Origin of the sequence: Rhizorhabdus sp. (assembly GCF_018006725.1) — a bacterium.
GTDB lineage: Bacteria > Pseudomonadota > Alphaproteobacteria > Sphingomonadales > Sphingomonadaceae > Rhizorhabdus.
In genome coordinates, this window is sequence record NZ_JAGMXV010000119.1 from 1 (window position 1) to 14,391 (window position 14,391).

Annotated in this window: 13 protein-coding genes; 9 read left to right on the forward strand and 4 right to left on the reverse strand. The window is 65.8% G+C overall.

Translation table 11 applies throughout. From position 1 onward, the window contains the following. The 4 genes from KAY22_RS16010 to sppA all read left to right on the forward strand — a co-directional run. Positions 1-954, forward strand: a 954-nt coding sequence (locus KAY22_RS16010) for a circularly permuted type 2 ATP-grasp protein (protein ID WP_296624371.1), incomplete at its 5' end; no start/stop codon positions are given. Beyond that, positions 954-1,889 (forward strand): alpha-E domain-containing protein, encoded by a 936-nt coding sequence (locus KAY22_RS16015; protein ID WP_296624372.1) that lies wholly within the window; start codon positions 954-956, stop codon positions 1,887-1,889. The genes KAY22_RS16010 and KAY22_RS16015, both read left to right, overlap by 1 nt. A 1-nt stretch (position 1,890) precedes the next feature. Next, positions 1,891-2,718: a transglutaminase family protein gene (locus KAY22_RS16020; protein ID WP_296624373.1), complete on the forward strand. Its 828-nt coding sequence runs from the start codon at positions 1,891-1,893 to the stop codon at positions 2,716-2,718. 67 nt (positions 2,719-2,785) lie between these two features. Continuing rightward, a complete protein-coding gene (gene sppA, locus KAY22_RS16025; RefSeq protein WP_296624382.1) occupies positions 2,786-4,666 on the forward strand; it encodes a signal peptide peptidase SppA in 1,881 nt (626 codons plus the stop codon). 19 nt (positions 4,667-4,685) lie between these two features. Here the strand turns inward: sppA and KAY22_RS16030 are convergent, their stop codons facing one another. Beyond that, positions 4,686-5,330, reverse strand: coding sequence for a hypothetical protein (locus tag KAY22_RS16030; RefSeq protein WP_296624374.1), 645 nt, complete (start codon positions 5,328-5,330; stop codon positions 4,686-4,688). An 80-nt stretch (positions 5,331-5,410) separates the two neighbouring features. After that, on the reverse strand, positions 5,411-6,037 hold the full coding sequence (locus KAY22_RS16035; protein ID WP_296624375.1) for a trimeric intracellular cation channel family protein: 627 nt from the start codon (positions 6,035-6,037) through the stop codon (positions 5,411-5,413). A gap of 104 nt (positions 6,038-6,141) precedes the next feature. Here KAY22_RS16035 and KAY22_RS16040 point away from each other — a divergent pair, with 104 nt between their 5' ends. The 5 genes from KAY22_RS16040 to KAY22_RS16060 all read left to right on the forward strand — a co-directional run bounded on the left by KAY22_RS16040 (position 6,142) and on the right by KAY22_RS16060 (position 12,105). Continuing rightward, entirely contained in the window at positions 6,142-7,143 is a 1,002-nt protein-coding gene (locus tag KAY22_RS16040; RefSeq protein ID WP_296624376.1) for an arginine N-succinyltransferase, read from the forward strand. Continuing rightward, positions 7,140-8,414, forward strand: a complete 1,275-nt coding sequence (locus tag KAY22_RS16045; RefSeq protein ID WP_296624377.1) for an N-succinylarginine dihydrolase — start codon at positions 7,140-7,142, stop codon at positions 8,412-8,414. Before KAY22_RS16040 ends, KAY22_RS16045 begins: the two co-directional genes overlap by 4 nt. 66 nt (positions 8,415-8,480) lie before the next feature. Then, the gene (locus KAY22_RS16050) at positions 8,481-9,485 is read left to right on the forward strand and encodes an arginine N-succinyltransferase (protein WP_296624378.1); all 1,005 of its coding nucleotides are present in this window, start codon (positions 8,481-8,483) and stop codon (positions 9,483-9,485) included. Next, the gene (gene astD, locus KAY22_RS16055) at positions 9,485-10,885 is read left to right on the forward strand and encodes a succinylglutamate-semialdehyde dehydrogenase (protein ID WP_296624383.1); all 1,401 of its coding nucleotides are present in this window, start codon (positions 9,485-9,487) and stop codon (positions 10,883-10,885) included. Before KAY22_RS16050 ends, astD begins: the two co-directional genes overlap by 1 nt. Continuing rightward, entirely contained in the window at positions 10,882-12,105 is a 1,224-nt protein-coding gene (locus KAY22_RS16060) for a hydrolase (protein WP_296624379.1), read from the forward strand. The genes astD and KAY22_RS16060 overlap by 4 nt, the downstream gene beginning before the upstream one ends. 4 nt (positions 12,106-12,109) lie before the next feature. On the opposite strand, the gene KAY22_RS16065 is transcribed toward KAY22_RS16060, so the two are convergent. Both KAY22_RS16065 and KAY22_RS16070 read right to left on the reverse strand, forming a co-directional pair. Continuing rightward, a complete protein-coding gene (locus KAY22_RS16065; protein WP_296624380.1) occupies positions 12,110-13,171 on the reverse strand; it encodes a phytase in 1,062 nt (353 codons plus the stop codon). Further along, positions 13,171-14,391, reverse strand: a 1,221-nt coding sequence (locus KAY22_RS16070) for a TonB-dependent receptor (protein WP_296624381.1), incomplete at its 5' end; no start/stop codon positions are given. The genes KAY22_RS16070 and KAY22_RS16065, both read right to left, overlap by 1 nt.

The following is a 14,391-nucleotide window of genomic DNA, read 5'->3' on the forward strand; positions in this document are numbered from 1 at the left end:
CGCACACCCTCGGGCGTGTCCTATATGCTCGAAAATCGCGAAGCGATGCTGCGGCTCTGCCCGGAGTTGTTCGAGCAGTTCAAGGTCGCGCCGATCGACTCCTACCCCGACGCGTTGCTTGAAACGCTTCAGTCGGTATCGCCGCGCAACCAGGGCGCGGGCGCGACGTGCGTCCTGCTAACGCCGGGGCATTTTAATTCGGCCTTCTACGAGCACAGCTTCCTAGCGGACTCGATGGGCATCGAACTGGTCGAGGCGGCCGATCTCGAGGTCGACGACGACAAGGTGTGGATGCGCACGATCGAAGGGCGCGTCCAGGTCGACGTGATTTATCGCCGCATCGATGATGACTATCTCGACCCGCTGGTTTTCCGTCCGGATTCGCTGCTCGGCGTACCGGGGATTGTCGCGGCCTATATGGCCGGCAATGTCGCGCTGGTGAATGCGCCTGGTACCGGCATTGCCGACGACAAGGCGATCTACAGCTACATGCCCGAGATCGTCCGCTATTATTCGGGGAGCGACGCGAAGCTGCCGAACGTCGAGACCTATCGCTGCCGCGAGCCCGATGCGCTGCTGTACACGCTCGACAATCTCGACAAGCTGGTGGTCAAGCTGGTCGACGGGTCCGGCGGCTATGGCATGCTGGTCGGCCCGACCGCGACCAAGACGCAGATCGAGGAGTTCCGCGCCGCCCTGATCGCCGAGCCGCAGCGCTACATCGCGCAGCCGACGCTCGCTCTCTCCACGGTCCCCACGCTCACGGAAGCGGGCGTGGCGCCACGCCATGTCGACTTCCGGCCATTCGTTCTCTCGGGCGCCAAGGGCGTCACCATCACACCGGGTGGATTGACCCGCGTGGCATTGCGGGAGGGATCGCTGGTGGTGAACTCCAGCCAGGGCGGCGGCACCAAGGACAGCCTCATCCTGACCGGCCCGGAGGTGCGCGCCTGATGCTCTCGCGTACCGCCAACTCGCTCTACTGGATCGGACGCTATGTCGAGCGCGCCGAGTTCACCGCCAAGCTGATCGAGGCGACGATCCGGCTCGACGCCCTGTCAGCCCGCCCTGCGGGACAGGGCGCCTGGGACAGCGCGCTGCTCGTCGCCGCCGCCGACCAGGATTTCGCGCTGACCGGCGAAACCCGCACCCCGCTCGCGATCAGCCGCTATCTGACGCTGTCGCCGGACAACGCCAATTCGGTCCGCTCCTGCCTGGATGCCGCACGCAGCAATGCCAAGTCGGTGCGAACCGCGCTGAGCCGCGATGCCTGGGAAGCTATCAACCGCGCCTGGCTCGGCCTGCGCGGCCGCGCCTCGACCGGGGGAAGCCAGGCGACGCTCAGCCTCGTCGAGCAGATCCGCGCGGAGACGCGCGGCTTCGAGGGCGCCCTGCACCGGATGCTGCGCAACGAAGCCTATGCCTTTATCGGCCTCGGCGCCGCGATGGAGCGGGCGGACAACACCGCCCGGCTGATCGACGTCAAATATCACCTGCTCCTGCCCGAGGGCGAGAAGGTCGGCGGACCGATCGATCGGGACCAATGGACGACGATCCTTCACACCGTGTCGGCCGTCACTGCCTATCGCTGGCTGTACAGCGAGGGGCTGAAACCCTGGCTGGTCGCAGAATTGCTGTGCCTGCGGCGGGAATTGCCACGCTCGCTGATCGCTTCGTCGGAGGAGGCGATCGGTCACCTCAACGCAATCGGCAAGCGCACCGGCCTCCAGGGAGAGGCAGACCGCCTTGCGCGCGTCCGTCACAACGCGCTCGAGCGCACCTCGATCGACGCCATCTTCAACCAGGGCCTGCACGAATGGCTGACCGCGTTCATCCGGGAGAATACGCGGATCCACCATGCCGTCGGTCAACAGTTCCGGTTCTCCTGACATGCGCCTGTTGATCCAGCATCAGACCGAATATCGCTTCACCATCCCGCAGTCGCGCGTGGTGCAGATGCTGCGCATGACGCCGACGAGCCATGTCGGGCAGAATATCGTCACCTGGCATATCGACGTCGACTGCGACGCACGGTTGAAGCATTCGCGAGACGGTTTCGGCAACGTGATCTCGATGCTCTATCTGGCCGGGCCGATCGAGCGTATCGGAATGCGGGTATCGGGCGAAGTCCTGACCGAGGATCGAGCCGGGGTCGTAGCCGGAACCGCAGAGACATTGCCGACGGCCGTGTTCAGGCGCCCAACCGAACTGACGAAAGCGCCGGAGCTTCTGATCGATCTGGCCAACCGTCATGGCCCCGCTGCCGGAGACGATCTCGCCCGTGCCCATGCGCTCAATTCGGCGGTGGCGGGGTTGTTTCGCTGCAATCTACAGCGCAGCACGGAAGTGCGGCCGGTCGCGGAGATATTGGAGGCGGGCCACGGCTGCAGCATGGATCTGGCCCATGTTCTCGTATCGGTCGCGCGCGAAGCCGGCTTCGCAGCGCGCTTCGTCACTGGCTACATCTATCGCGAGGATCCCGATCCGGAACATCGACACGCGCCGCATTTCTGGGCGGAGATCGACGTTCCCGGTTTCGGCTGGATCGGATTCGACCCCGCCAACGACATGTGCCCTAACGATCGCTACGTCAGGGTCGCCAAGGGCCTCGATTTCCGCGACGCCGCACCGATCTCCGGCGCACGCATAGGTGGCGGGCATGAGGTCATGAACGTCGGCGTCGACGTAAGCATGTCCCAGGCCCAATATCTCGGCTGATCCCATGGACGCCGCGTCGCGGGGTCCCTATCTGCGTCCGCACAACGTAACGAAGGTTGGTCGCGCGATGAAACTGGTACGGGGGCTCTGGGCCTTGCTCGTGGGGATTAAGGACGCGCTCGTCCTGATCGCCATGCTGCTTTTCTTCGGCACGCTCGCCTTCGCCTTGTCGATGAAGCCGAACAGCGCCCTGCCCTCCTCGGGCGCGCTCGTCATCGATCTGGCCGGCAGCCTCGTCGAACAGCCGGCCGAGACCGACACTCTGTCGCTGCTATCAGGCGGCAACAGCCTCGTTCGCGAGACACGCCTGCGCGACGTCGAGCGCGCGCTCGCTGCGGCTTCGCGTTCGAGCAACGTCAAGGCGGTGGTCCTCGACCTGGACGGCTTCCTCGGCGCCGAACCCGCGACGCTCGCGGCTGCGGCTGCGGCGATCGACAAGGTCCGCGCCGGCGGCAAGCCGGTCTTTGCTTATGCGACAGCCTATGCCGATGACGGCTATCGCCTTGCGGCCCATGCGACGGAGATCTGGCTCGATCCGCTCGGCGCGGTGGCCATTGCCGGGCCCGGCGGATCGCAGCCCTATTATAAAGGGCTGATGGACAAGCTTGGCATCACCGCCAAGATCTACCGCGTCGGTACTTACAAGGCCGCCGTCGAGCCTTTCATGCGCAACGACCAGTCGCCCGAGGCGCGCGAGGCGAGCCAAGCGCTCTATGGCGCGATCTGGGCCGAGTGGCAGGCCGATGTGCGCAAGGCACGGCCCAAGGCGCGCATCGCCGATTACATCGCCCGTCCCACAGCGTTGATCGGCGCATCCGGAGGCCGGATGTCGCAGGCGGCCGTCGACAATGGCCTGGTCGACAAACTGGGCGACCGCAACGCCTTCCGCTCGCGCATTGCGGCGATCGCGGGCGAGGATGCGGGAAACCTTCCCAACGGCTTCAAGACGATCGAATTCGATCGCTGGGCATCCGCCAATCCGGAAAAGTCGAACGGTACCCCCATCGGCGTGCTGACGATCGCAGGCGAGATCGTCGACGGCTATGCGCCTCCCGGCACGGCAGGCGGCACCACCATCGCCGAACTGCTCGAAGAGGAGCTCGCCCGCAAGCGCATCAAGGCGCTGGTGTTGCGGGTGGATTCGCCCGGCGGCTCGGTGACCGGTGCAGATCGTATCCGTTCGGCAGTGCTCGAAGCCAAGGCGATGGGCTTGCCCGTCGTGGTGTCCATGGGCGGCCTTGCCGCCAGCGGCGGCTACTGGATTTCGACCCCCGCCGATCGCATCATCGCCGATCGGTCGACGATCACCGGTTCGATAGGCGTCTTCGGTATTATCCCGACCTTCCAGGGGTCGCTCGAAAAGCTGGGCATCGGTGCGGATGGCATCAAGACCACTCCACTGTCCGGCGAGCCCGACGTCCTGCGCGGCACCTCCCCGCAATTCGATGCGATGGTGCAGGGCTCGATCGAGGATATTTATGGTCGCTTCATCGGTCTGGTCGCCCAGTCGCGCAAGATGACCCCCGAGCGGGTCAACGAGATCGCCCAGGGCCGCGTCTGGTCCGGCGTCGCCGCGCGCCAGATCGGGCTCGTGGATTCCTTCGGCAATGTCGACGATGCGGTGGCAGCTGCGGCCAAGCTCGCCAAGCTCGATCCCGCGAATGTTCACCCTCTCTATATCGAGGAGCCGCTGTCGCCATGGCGCCAATTGCTGCGCGACTTCGCGGCACCCGAGGAAAGCCGCGAGGCCGGGGTCGCGACCGATCCCTGGGCCGTCATTCTCGGCAGACCGGAGCGGCAGATGCTGCAGGCCGTGGGCACGGCAAAGTCGCTGCTTACCGGACCGTCGGTGCAGGTGCGCTGCCTCGAATGCCAGAGCCTGTCGGGCGCACCGCGCGCCAAGGACATAAGCGAGGCACGTAGCTTGCTGGCCTGGCTGCTCCGCTAGAAGGACCGCAACCGGCGGATCAGCCGAACCGTGCCGTGCAGGCCTGGGCCGTCTCGTTCGGCGGACCGAGACGGGTCATGCGGACCAGAGCCTCCTGTTTCAATTCGAGCGTGCTCTCATACTTCGTCGCGCCGCGTGCCTTCAGGCCGTCGCCGATCGTCGCATCGAGGTTCCGGCGCATCGTCATCAACTTCGACATCGTCTCCTCGGTCGCCGGCTCCTTGCTCGTCACCGACTTGGTGAGGAAATCGCCCAGCGCGTAGCAGCCGATCGCAGCCTCGAACCTTTGCGCGGGAAGTTCGACGCCACCGACCTTGGCAGCCAGCGGAAAGCTCTGGTTGCAGGGCTGGACGAGACCCTGCCATTTGCCGGCGGTCACATCGCCCTCCAGCTCGCTCATGCGCGACACCACCGCCGAAGCCTTGGGCGTGTCGAAGCGATTGCCGTCCGAGGCGGCGAGCATCGCATAATGGAGGATGCGGGACTGCGCCGCGAAGTCCAGATCGGCCTTGACGTTGCTGTTCCCCGCCCGAGCGGAGGCCGCGCTGACGACAGCGCAGGTCGCCGCCCGGTCGATCGGGTCGGTTGGCAATGCCAGCTTCTTCGGCCCGCAGCCGGCGAGCAGGACCAGCGTCGCGGACAAGGCCATCGTGACGTTACGCATTTCTACATCCTTACCGTTACAGGCCCATAACTACGTCCCAACACGGGGGCGGTTCCTGTACGGCCTCGGTCGGGCGTGCCTCAGTCGCGATAACCGGGGAGCGAAATGCCACGGACGATGGCGAGTGCACGCAGCGCGAAGCCGGCGCCCGCGCCCAGCGCCGCCGCGATATACAGCGGCGCGCCAAGGAGAGTGAGGACGACGAACAGGCCGGCAGCAAGCGCTGCTGCAGTCACATAAAGCTCCGGCCGCAGCAGGATCGATGGCTCACCCGCCAGCACGTCGCGGACGATGCCGCCCATACACGCCGTCACGACACCCATGGTAGCGGCACCCAGCGGCGGGATGCCATAGGCGAGTGCCTTCCATGAGCCGAAAACAGCATAGGCAGCCAGCCCGACTCCGTCGAACCATTCGAGCGCGCGCACGGGCCAGATCCGCGTCGGCGTCATCCAGACGGCAAGTGCCGCCAGCAGACATACGGCAAGTGCGCGGTTGTCGTGGATCCAGAAGACCGGGGCCCCGATCAGCAGGTCGCGCAGCGTGCCACCGCCGGTTCCGGTCACGGCCGCGAAGAAGGTGAAGGTGACGATCGTCTGGCCACGCCGCGCCGCAGCCAGCGCGCCGCTGACCGCGAATATCGCGATGCCGAAAATATCGAGCATCGGCAGCGCAGAGCGCACCATCAGAAGTTCGGGCATGTCCATGGCCCGCTGTCCTATGGAACGGCGCGAGAGGCAAGCCGTCACGTCCGGCGGCATATGGACTTGATCGTTACGATTGTTACTGTTGACCCAGAATGACCGACTCCATGGCGATCCCCCGTATCCGGCCCGTCCGGCCCGACGATCTTGAGGCGTTGATGACCCTCGCCCGGCTGGCGGGTCCCGGCTTTACCAATTTGCCGCCCGACCGCCCGACGCTGGAGAGCAAGATTGATTGCAGCCGCCGGCTGCTTTCGGGCGAAAAGCTGGGTGGCGCTATCATCCTCGGGCTGGAGATCGACGGCCGCCTGCGTGGATGCGGCATGGTCTTTCCGCGCCTGGGTGTCGACTGGCCCTTCTACAGCTATCGGATCAGCCACACGACGCAGCGATCGAGCATAGACGGGCGCATGGTGCGCTTCCCCGTCCTCACCCTTACCAATGATCTGGAGGATTGCGCCGAGGTCGGAGGGCTGATGGTCGACCCCGAACTGCGCAAGGGCGGCTATGGGCGGATGATGGCGCGCAGCCGCTACCTGTTCATCGCCACCCACCGCGCCCTGTTCGGCGATCGGGTCGTGGCCGATCTGCGCGGATGGCTCGACGATGGCCGGTCGCCCTTCTGGGACGCGGTGGGCGGCCGCTTCTACGCAATGAGCTTTGCCGAGGCCGACCATATCAATGCCACGACCGGCAACCAGTTCATCGCGGATCTCGGTCCGCGCGCGCCGATCTACGTCAACATGCTGTCACCCGAGGCACAGAAGGTGATCGGCAAGGTCCACGACGACGGCCGTGCCGCCCGCGCGCTGCTGCTCGAAGAGGGGTTCCGCGAGGAAGGCTATGTCGACATTTTCGACGCCGGGCCCACGCTCGTGGCCGAGATCGACCAGCTTCGCGCCGTCCGAGACCTGCATCACGGACTGTTCGCCGGAGGCACCATCACGCATGAAGTGCGCGACCATATGCTGGTCAAGGGCAGCGGAGCCGATTTCTGCTGCGTCCCCGCAGCGGTGGAAGCCGCGAGCGGACATATCCGCACCGACCCGTCGAGCGCCGACCTGCTGGGCCTCGCGGAGCATGACCCGATTGGATATCTGACGCTATGACCACCATAGAAATCAACTTCGACGGCCTTGTCGGGCCGATCCACAATTATGCCGGCCTGTCGCCGGGCAATATCGCCAGCGCGAGCAATGCAGGGGCGGTTTCACGCCCACGTGCTGCGGCGCTTCAAGGCCTGGGCAAGATGCGCCGCCTGATGGATCTCGGCCTCGTGCAGGGCTTCTTTCCTCCGCCTCGCCGCCCGGCATTGGCGGCGCTGCGCACTCTGGGGTTCGCGGGGACGGACCGCGAAGTCCTGTCGGCGGCGGCAGAGGAAGACACGCTGCTCTTCAACAATATCTGCTCGGCCTCGGCCATGTGGGCGGCCAATGCCGCAACCGTGATTGCCCCTGCCGACAGCGCCGACGGTCGCGTGCATTTGGTGACCGCCAATCTGTCGACGATGCTCCACCGGAGTTTCGAGGCGACCGGCACCTTCGCCATGCTGCGCCGCATTTTCGCCGATGATACCTATTTCGCGGTCCATGCGCCGCTTCCGGCCTCGCAGCATTTCAGCGACGAGGGCGCGGCCAACCATATGCGGCTGACACCGTCGCATGGCGCGCGCGGCCTCAACGTCTTCATCCACGGCACCCAGCGCGGCAGCCGCTTTCCCGAACGCCAGGCGCGGCGCGCGGGCGAAGCGGTGGCACGCCTGGCGGGTGCGCCTGCCCTTCACATGTTGCAGTCGCAGCGCGCCATCGACGCCGGCGCCTTCCACAACGACGTCGTTGCGGTCGCCAATGAATATGTGCTGTTGGCCCATGCCGAGGCCTTCGAGGACCGCGATGGGCTGTTCGCGGCGCTGGCGCGTGACGTTCCCGGCTTCGTGCCGGTCGAAGTCGACAGCATCACGCTCGACGACGCGATCCGCTCCTATCTGTTCAATTCGCAGCTGATCACGCTCCCCGACGGCAGCATGGCGATCGTTCTCCCCTCCGAGGCGCGCGACCATGAGGGCGTCTGGGCGGCGGTCGAGGGCATCGTCGCGGGCAACAATCCGATCGCACAGGCGATCGTCGTCGATGTGCGCGAGAGCATGCGCAATGGCGGCGGTCCCGCCTGTCTCCGCCTGCGCGTGCCGGTGACAGAGGCACAGCGCGCCGCGATCGATCCGCGCTTCCTGCTCGACGAGCGGCGATGGGACGCGCTCTGCGCCCTCGTCGACCGTCATTGGCCCCAGCAGATCGCCACATCCGATCTCGCGCTTCCGGACCTTTGGGACAGCGTCGGCCGCGCCCATGATGCGCTGGACGATCTGCTGGCCCGGGTTTGAACTCGGGCGCGTAATGACGCACAAGCGAACCATGGTCTACCGTCCTTGCCACCGCGCGGCACGCCCATGCTGATCGTCCGCCCTGCTGCGCCGCCCGATCTCGGTTCGCTGATGGAACTCGCCATCCTGTCGGGTCGCGGCTTCACCAGCCTGCCCGAGGATGAAGCCACGCTGCTCCACCGCCTGACCCTGTCCGAAGCCAGCTTCCGGGGCGAGATGGCGGCGCGTGAGGCCTGGTACACGCTGATGCTCGAGGACAGTGCGACCGGGAGGGTCGAAGGGCTCTGCGGCGTGCGCGCGGCGGTCGGCGTCGGTCGGCCGCATTTCTCCTTCCGGGTGATGACGCTCGCGCAATTCTCCTCGGCGATCAACACGCGCTTCGACCATCAGGCGCTGGTGCTGGTCAACGAATGCGCCGGATGGACCGAGGTCGGTTCGCTCTACCTGCGCCCGGAGCGGCGATCGGGGGGCGCCGGCAGCCTGCTCGCCCGTTCGCGCTACATGCTGATCGGGGCCGAGCCCAAGCGCTTCTCGGAAACCGTCATGGCCGAACTGCGCGGTTACTTCGCACCCGACGGTACCTGTCCTTTCTGGGATGGCGTGGCGAGCAAATTCTTCCGCCTGCCCTTCGACGAAGCCGATCACATGGTGATGTCGACCGACGGCCAGTTCATCCTCGACCTCGCCCCGCGGCACCCAATCTATGTCGAGCTCATCCCAGACAGCGCCGCCGAGGCGATCGGTCGCGTCCACGTCGAGGGCGAGGCCGCGCGCGCCATGCTCGAACATGAAGGGTTTCGCGGCTCGGGCCTCGTCGACATCTTCGATGGCGGGCCGACCTACTCCGCCCCGCGCGACGCGATCCGCACGATCGAGCGTTCGACGCGGCTGCCCGCAAGACGCGGCAATCCCGAAGAAGCCTCCGAGCATCTCGTATCGGTCGACGCCATCGGCACATTCCGCGCGGTTCGCACAAAAGTGCGCATCGATGCGGGGGCGGCGATGCTCGACGACGAAGCCATGGACGCTTTGCGCATCGGTGAAGGAGATATGGTGAGGATCAGGCAGTGATGCACTCGCTCGATCCCGCCACCGGAGAAACCGTCTGGGAAGGCGAAGCGACGCCCCCGGGACGAATTCCCGCGCTTGTCGAGGCTGCGCGCAAGGCCCTTCCCACCTGGGCCGACCGGCCGCTCGACGATCGCATCGCGATCCTCAGGCGCTATGCCGAGATATTGACCGAGCGCACCGAAACGCTCGCGCGCGACATCTCCCGCGAAACGGGCAAACCCCTCTGGGAAAGCCGCGCGGAACTCGGCTCGATGGCCGCCAAAGTCGGTGTCTCGATCACAGCGCAGGCCGAGCGTGCTGGCAGCCGGCAGGCCGATACCGGCTTCGGACGGGCCGTTCTGCGTCATCGGCCCCATGGCGTGATGGCTGTACTGGGCCCCTATAATTTTCCCGGCCACCTGCCCAACGGCCATATCGCCCCGGCGCTGCTGGCGGGCAATGCGGTCATCTTCAAACCGTCCGAAGAAGCGCCGCTGACCGGCGCCAACATGATCGCCGCGCTTCACGATGCGGGCGTTCCTGCGGACGTCCTCCATATTGTGCAGGGCGGCCGCGAACAGGGCGCAGCCTTGGTCGATGCCGACATCGACGGACTGCTGTTCACAGGTTCGGCCGAAACCGGGCGCCATTTCCGACGCGCGATGATCGATCGTCCGCATGTCGTGCTGGCGCTGGAGCTGGGCGGCAACAATCCGCTGATCGCCTGGGGCGATCCGGACGTCATGGCGGCGATGATCGTGCAGTCGGCCTTCGTCACGACAGGACAGCGCTGCTCCTGCGCGCGGCGGTTGATCATTCCCGAGGGCCATGAAGGCGATTCCACGATCGAGGCGGTCCACACGCTCGCGACCCGGTTACGGATCGGCGCGTGGAACGACCCCGACGAACCCTATATGGGCCCCCTGATCTCGCCCGCAGCCGCGCGGAACGCGCTCGACGCGATCGATGTGCTCAAGGCGCTGGGCGCGCGCCCGCTCCTTCCATTCGAACGGCTCGACCGAAGCGAAGCCTTCGTCATGCCGGGCATGTATGATGTCACGGGTGTCGCCGTCCCCGACCGCGAAATTTTCGCACCGATCCTGCAGGTCGTCCGGGTACCCGACTTCGATGCCGCGATCGAGGCTGCGAATGGGACCAGCTTCGGACTGTCGGCGGGGCTACTCAGCGAGGATCCCGATCTCTGGCAGCGCTTCCTGCAGCGCTCTCGCGCCGGCGTCGTCAACTGGAACAGGCCGACGACAGGGGCTGCCGCGAACATGCCCTTCGGCGGGCTCGGCCAGTCGGGCAATCATCGCCCCAGCGCCTATTATGCCGCCGACTATTGCGCCTATCCGGTCGCCAGTTTCGAGGCCGACGCCGTACTCGACCTGACCGCCGAACTGGGCGACAGGCTGCTATGAGCGAGGGCGCGGCGCTTGTCGCAACGCACCGCACGGCGCTCGATGTCGCTGCGGCGGCGCCGATGCTTGCGCAGGTCCGTTCATGGAGCGCCATCAACAGTGGATCGCGCAACCTCGACGGCCTCGCCCGGCAGGCTGCGCTTCTCGCGGATGCTTTCGCGCCCCTGCCGGGCCAACTCGATCTCGTCGAGGCGGTGCCCGGCGAGAATGTCGACAGCAGCGGATCGGTGCGGCCGGTCGCCTATGGCCGTCACCTCCATCTGCGGGTTCGGCCGAGTGCCCCCGTCCAGCTCGTCCTCACGGGCCATATGGACACGGTCTTTGCGGCGGATCACCCCTTCCAGACCTTAACCGATCTGGACGGCGGGGCGGTCCTCAACGGCCCCGGCGTCGCCGACATGAAGGGCGGAATAGCGGCGATGCTGGCCGCTCTGCGCGGAGTCGAAGCCTCTCCGTTGCGCGAACGCATCGGCTATGAGGTGGTCATCAATTCCGACGAGGAAATCGGCTCGCCCGGCTCGGCCGCGCTGATCGCCCGTGCCGCGCAAGGCAAGCTTGCCGCACTGACCTACGAGCCCTCTGCCCTGCCCGACGGTACGCTGGCCGGCGCTCGGCCCGGAAGCGGCAATTTCTCGCTGATCGTCAGCGGCCGGTCGGCCCATGCCGGCCGCAATCCCGAGGATGGCCGCAACGCCGTCGTCGCCGCCGCCGATCTGGCTTTGCGGCTGTATCAGGCGAGGCGGCCGGGCCTGTCGATCAACCCTGCAAAAATCGACGGTGGCGGGCCGAACAACATGGTGCCCGATCGTGCTATCCTGCGCGTGAACCTCCGGCCCGCACTGCCAGAGGACCAGTTGGAAGCCGAAGCGCTGATGGCGGCCATTATCGCCGAGGTCGAGACCGCGCATGGGGTGTCGATCCATCGCCATGGCAGCTTCGGCCGCCCGCCCAAACCGCTCGACGCGAAAGCCGAAAGGCTGTTCGCGCTGGTCGAGGACAGCGCCGCACTGCTCGGCCGGCCGATCGGACACCGACCGAGCGGCGGGGTCTGCGACGGCAACAACATCGCCGCCTGCGGGGTTCCGGTGGTCGATACGATGGGCGTGCGCGGCGGCGCGATCCATTCGGCCGACGAATATCTGATCGTCGAGAGCCTGCCCGAGCGGGCGATGCTCTCGACGCTCGTCATGCTGCGCCTTGCCGAGGGCGGCGCGCTCTAGGGCCTCAGTCGGGCAGCCCCAGGGCAAGAGCGATATCGCGCCAGGCGAGCAGTTTGAAGTTCTGCGCCTGCCCGTCATTATGGCCATCCTGCGCGACGAACAGACCGCCCGGATAGTCCGGCCCGAAATCGCCCAGCATCAGGTCGATGCCGTCGGTCTCCTCGACCGAACCGACCGACCCACGAGCAATCCGGAAGCGGCCGACATAGCTTTCGTCGGAGAGGCGATAGACGGCATAGGCATTGTCGCCCTGGCTCGACACGAGGACATAGCCCTGGTCGGCGCCGATCGCCGCGATAGCCACACCCTCTGCGTCGGCCACGATGTTACGCCCGTCCGCAGCCGCGATCTTGACCGGCGCTGTCGAGCCGGCGGCATGGGCATCGAAGCGCCACAGACCGACATCTTCCTCCGCGACATAAAGCCGCCCCGTACGGTCATCGGCAGCACAACCCTCGGACTGGGTGCCTAGCTTCATCGTGCGGACGATCCGACCCGTCGGTTGAGCGCCGCTGGCATCGATCGCGACCTGGTTTATCCTGCCGTCCTTCAGCACGATGAAGGCGTGAAGCGTCCTTCCTTCGCGATAGAGGCACACGCCATAGGCCTCGCCGCTGCCGGCCGCGAGCGTACCAAGCGGGGTCAGCTTGGCTGTTGCGGTGTCGAGCCGGAACAGCGCCAGCTTGGCCTGGGCAACATCGTTCCGATCGCTTGCGACGACCAGCACGCCCGGCCCGCTTGGCATCGCCACGCCGTCACGAAGATCGACATTGTTGACCCGCCCTGCATCGACGAAGTCACGGCTCTTCCCGTCGAGCCCATAGACATAGAGGCCGGCTTTCTTGTCGGTTCCGACGATCAGGCTGTGCGTCGGAGAGGCCGGATTGCGCCAGATGGCGGGATCATCGGCGGCATCGGCGTTCGACGTCCCCACCGGGACGGTCTCGCCGTTGGCGGTCACCGTCACGGCAGGAGCCGCCATCGCCATGCGCTGCTCGACCGGAATTTCCCGGGCCGCGCATCCCGCAAGAAGCGGGAGCGCCAGGGCTAGGCTGAAACCCCGCATCAGAAGCTCGCCGTCACGCCGAATTTCGCGGTCCAGCTATATTCTTCATATTGCAGGAGCCGGCGACGGGCGTCGAGATTCTGGTAGGCGAAATAGGGCCGGTCGAAGACGTTCACCCACTCGGCAAACATGCGGATATTGTCGGTGATCCGGTATTTTCCGCTCAGATCCAGCTGGAAGTGGTTGGAAACATAGCGATCGGTGGTCGCATCGTCGCCGAGCTCATCGAGATATTTATCCCGGAAGGTGCCGGCAGCGCGCAGGCTCAGCGGCCCCTTTTCGTAACCGATCACAACGTTGAAAGTATGCTTCGACGAAGCCGGCAGCGGGATGCGCCGCAGATCGGTGATATCGCCATCGGTGCCAACACGGCCCTTGGCGTCGGTGTAGGTATAGTTGATCTGGGTCAGCAGTCCGTCGAACGGCGCCGGCAGCGAGGTATAGGCCTGGCTGTAGCTGAACTCGAATCCCTTGACCGTCGCCTTCGGACCATTGGCGAAGCTGGTCGCCTCGTCGAGAATCAGGCCGTTATAGGGGACGTCCTGGTTGACGACCTCGACGACATAATCCTTGATATTCTTGTAGAATACGCCCGCCGTAACCGCCGCGTTGCGGCCGAAATAATATTCGACGGCAAGGTCGCCATTCCACGCCTTGTAGGGCTTGAGCGCGGGGTTCCCGAACTCGCCCTCATTGTCCTCGATGATCGCGCGCGGCGCCAGCTGCGACAGCTTCGGGCGGACGAGACTCTTATAGCCCGCCGCACGCAGCACGAGGTTACGCACCGGTTCGTAGCGGACCGTGACGCTCGGCAACCAGTCGGTATAGGTCCGTTTGAAGGTCTGCGCGTCCACGAACACGCTATCCTCGTCGACCATGACGCCGCCGAACTCGTCGCCTTCAGCCACCAGCGTGACCTGATTGCCGCCGATGCGATTGCGGGTGCGCTCGACGCGGACGCCGCCGATCAGGCGCAGCTTGGCGCTGTCCCAGCGGCCGAGCAGATAGCCGGCCGTGATGTCTTCGCGCACGCTGTAATCGGACTCGGCCGACGCCTGGATCGTGTCGAGATCGTTGAGCTCGAACGAGCTGAGATTGTTCGAGAAGAATCGGCGGAAGCTGCGCTTGGCGGGAACCGGGTCGATCGATGCCAGGCCGTTATCCTGCTCGCCCAGAAAGTCCCCGCGCGTCAGGTCGGATGGGTAGCCGTCATATATGTC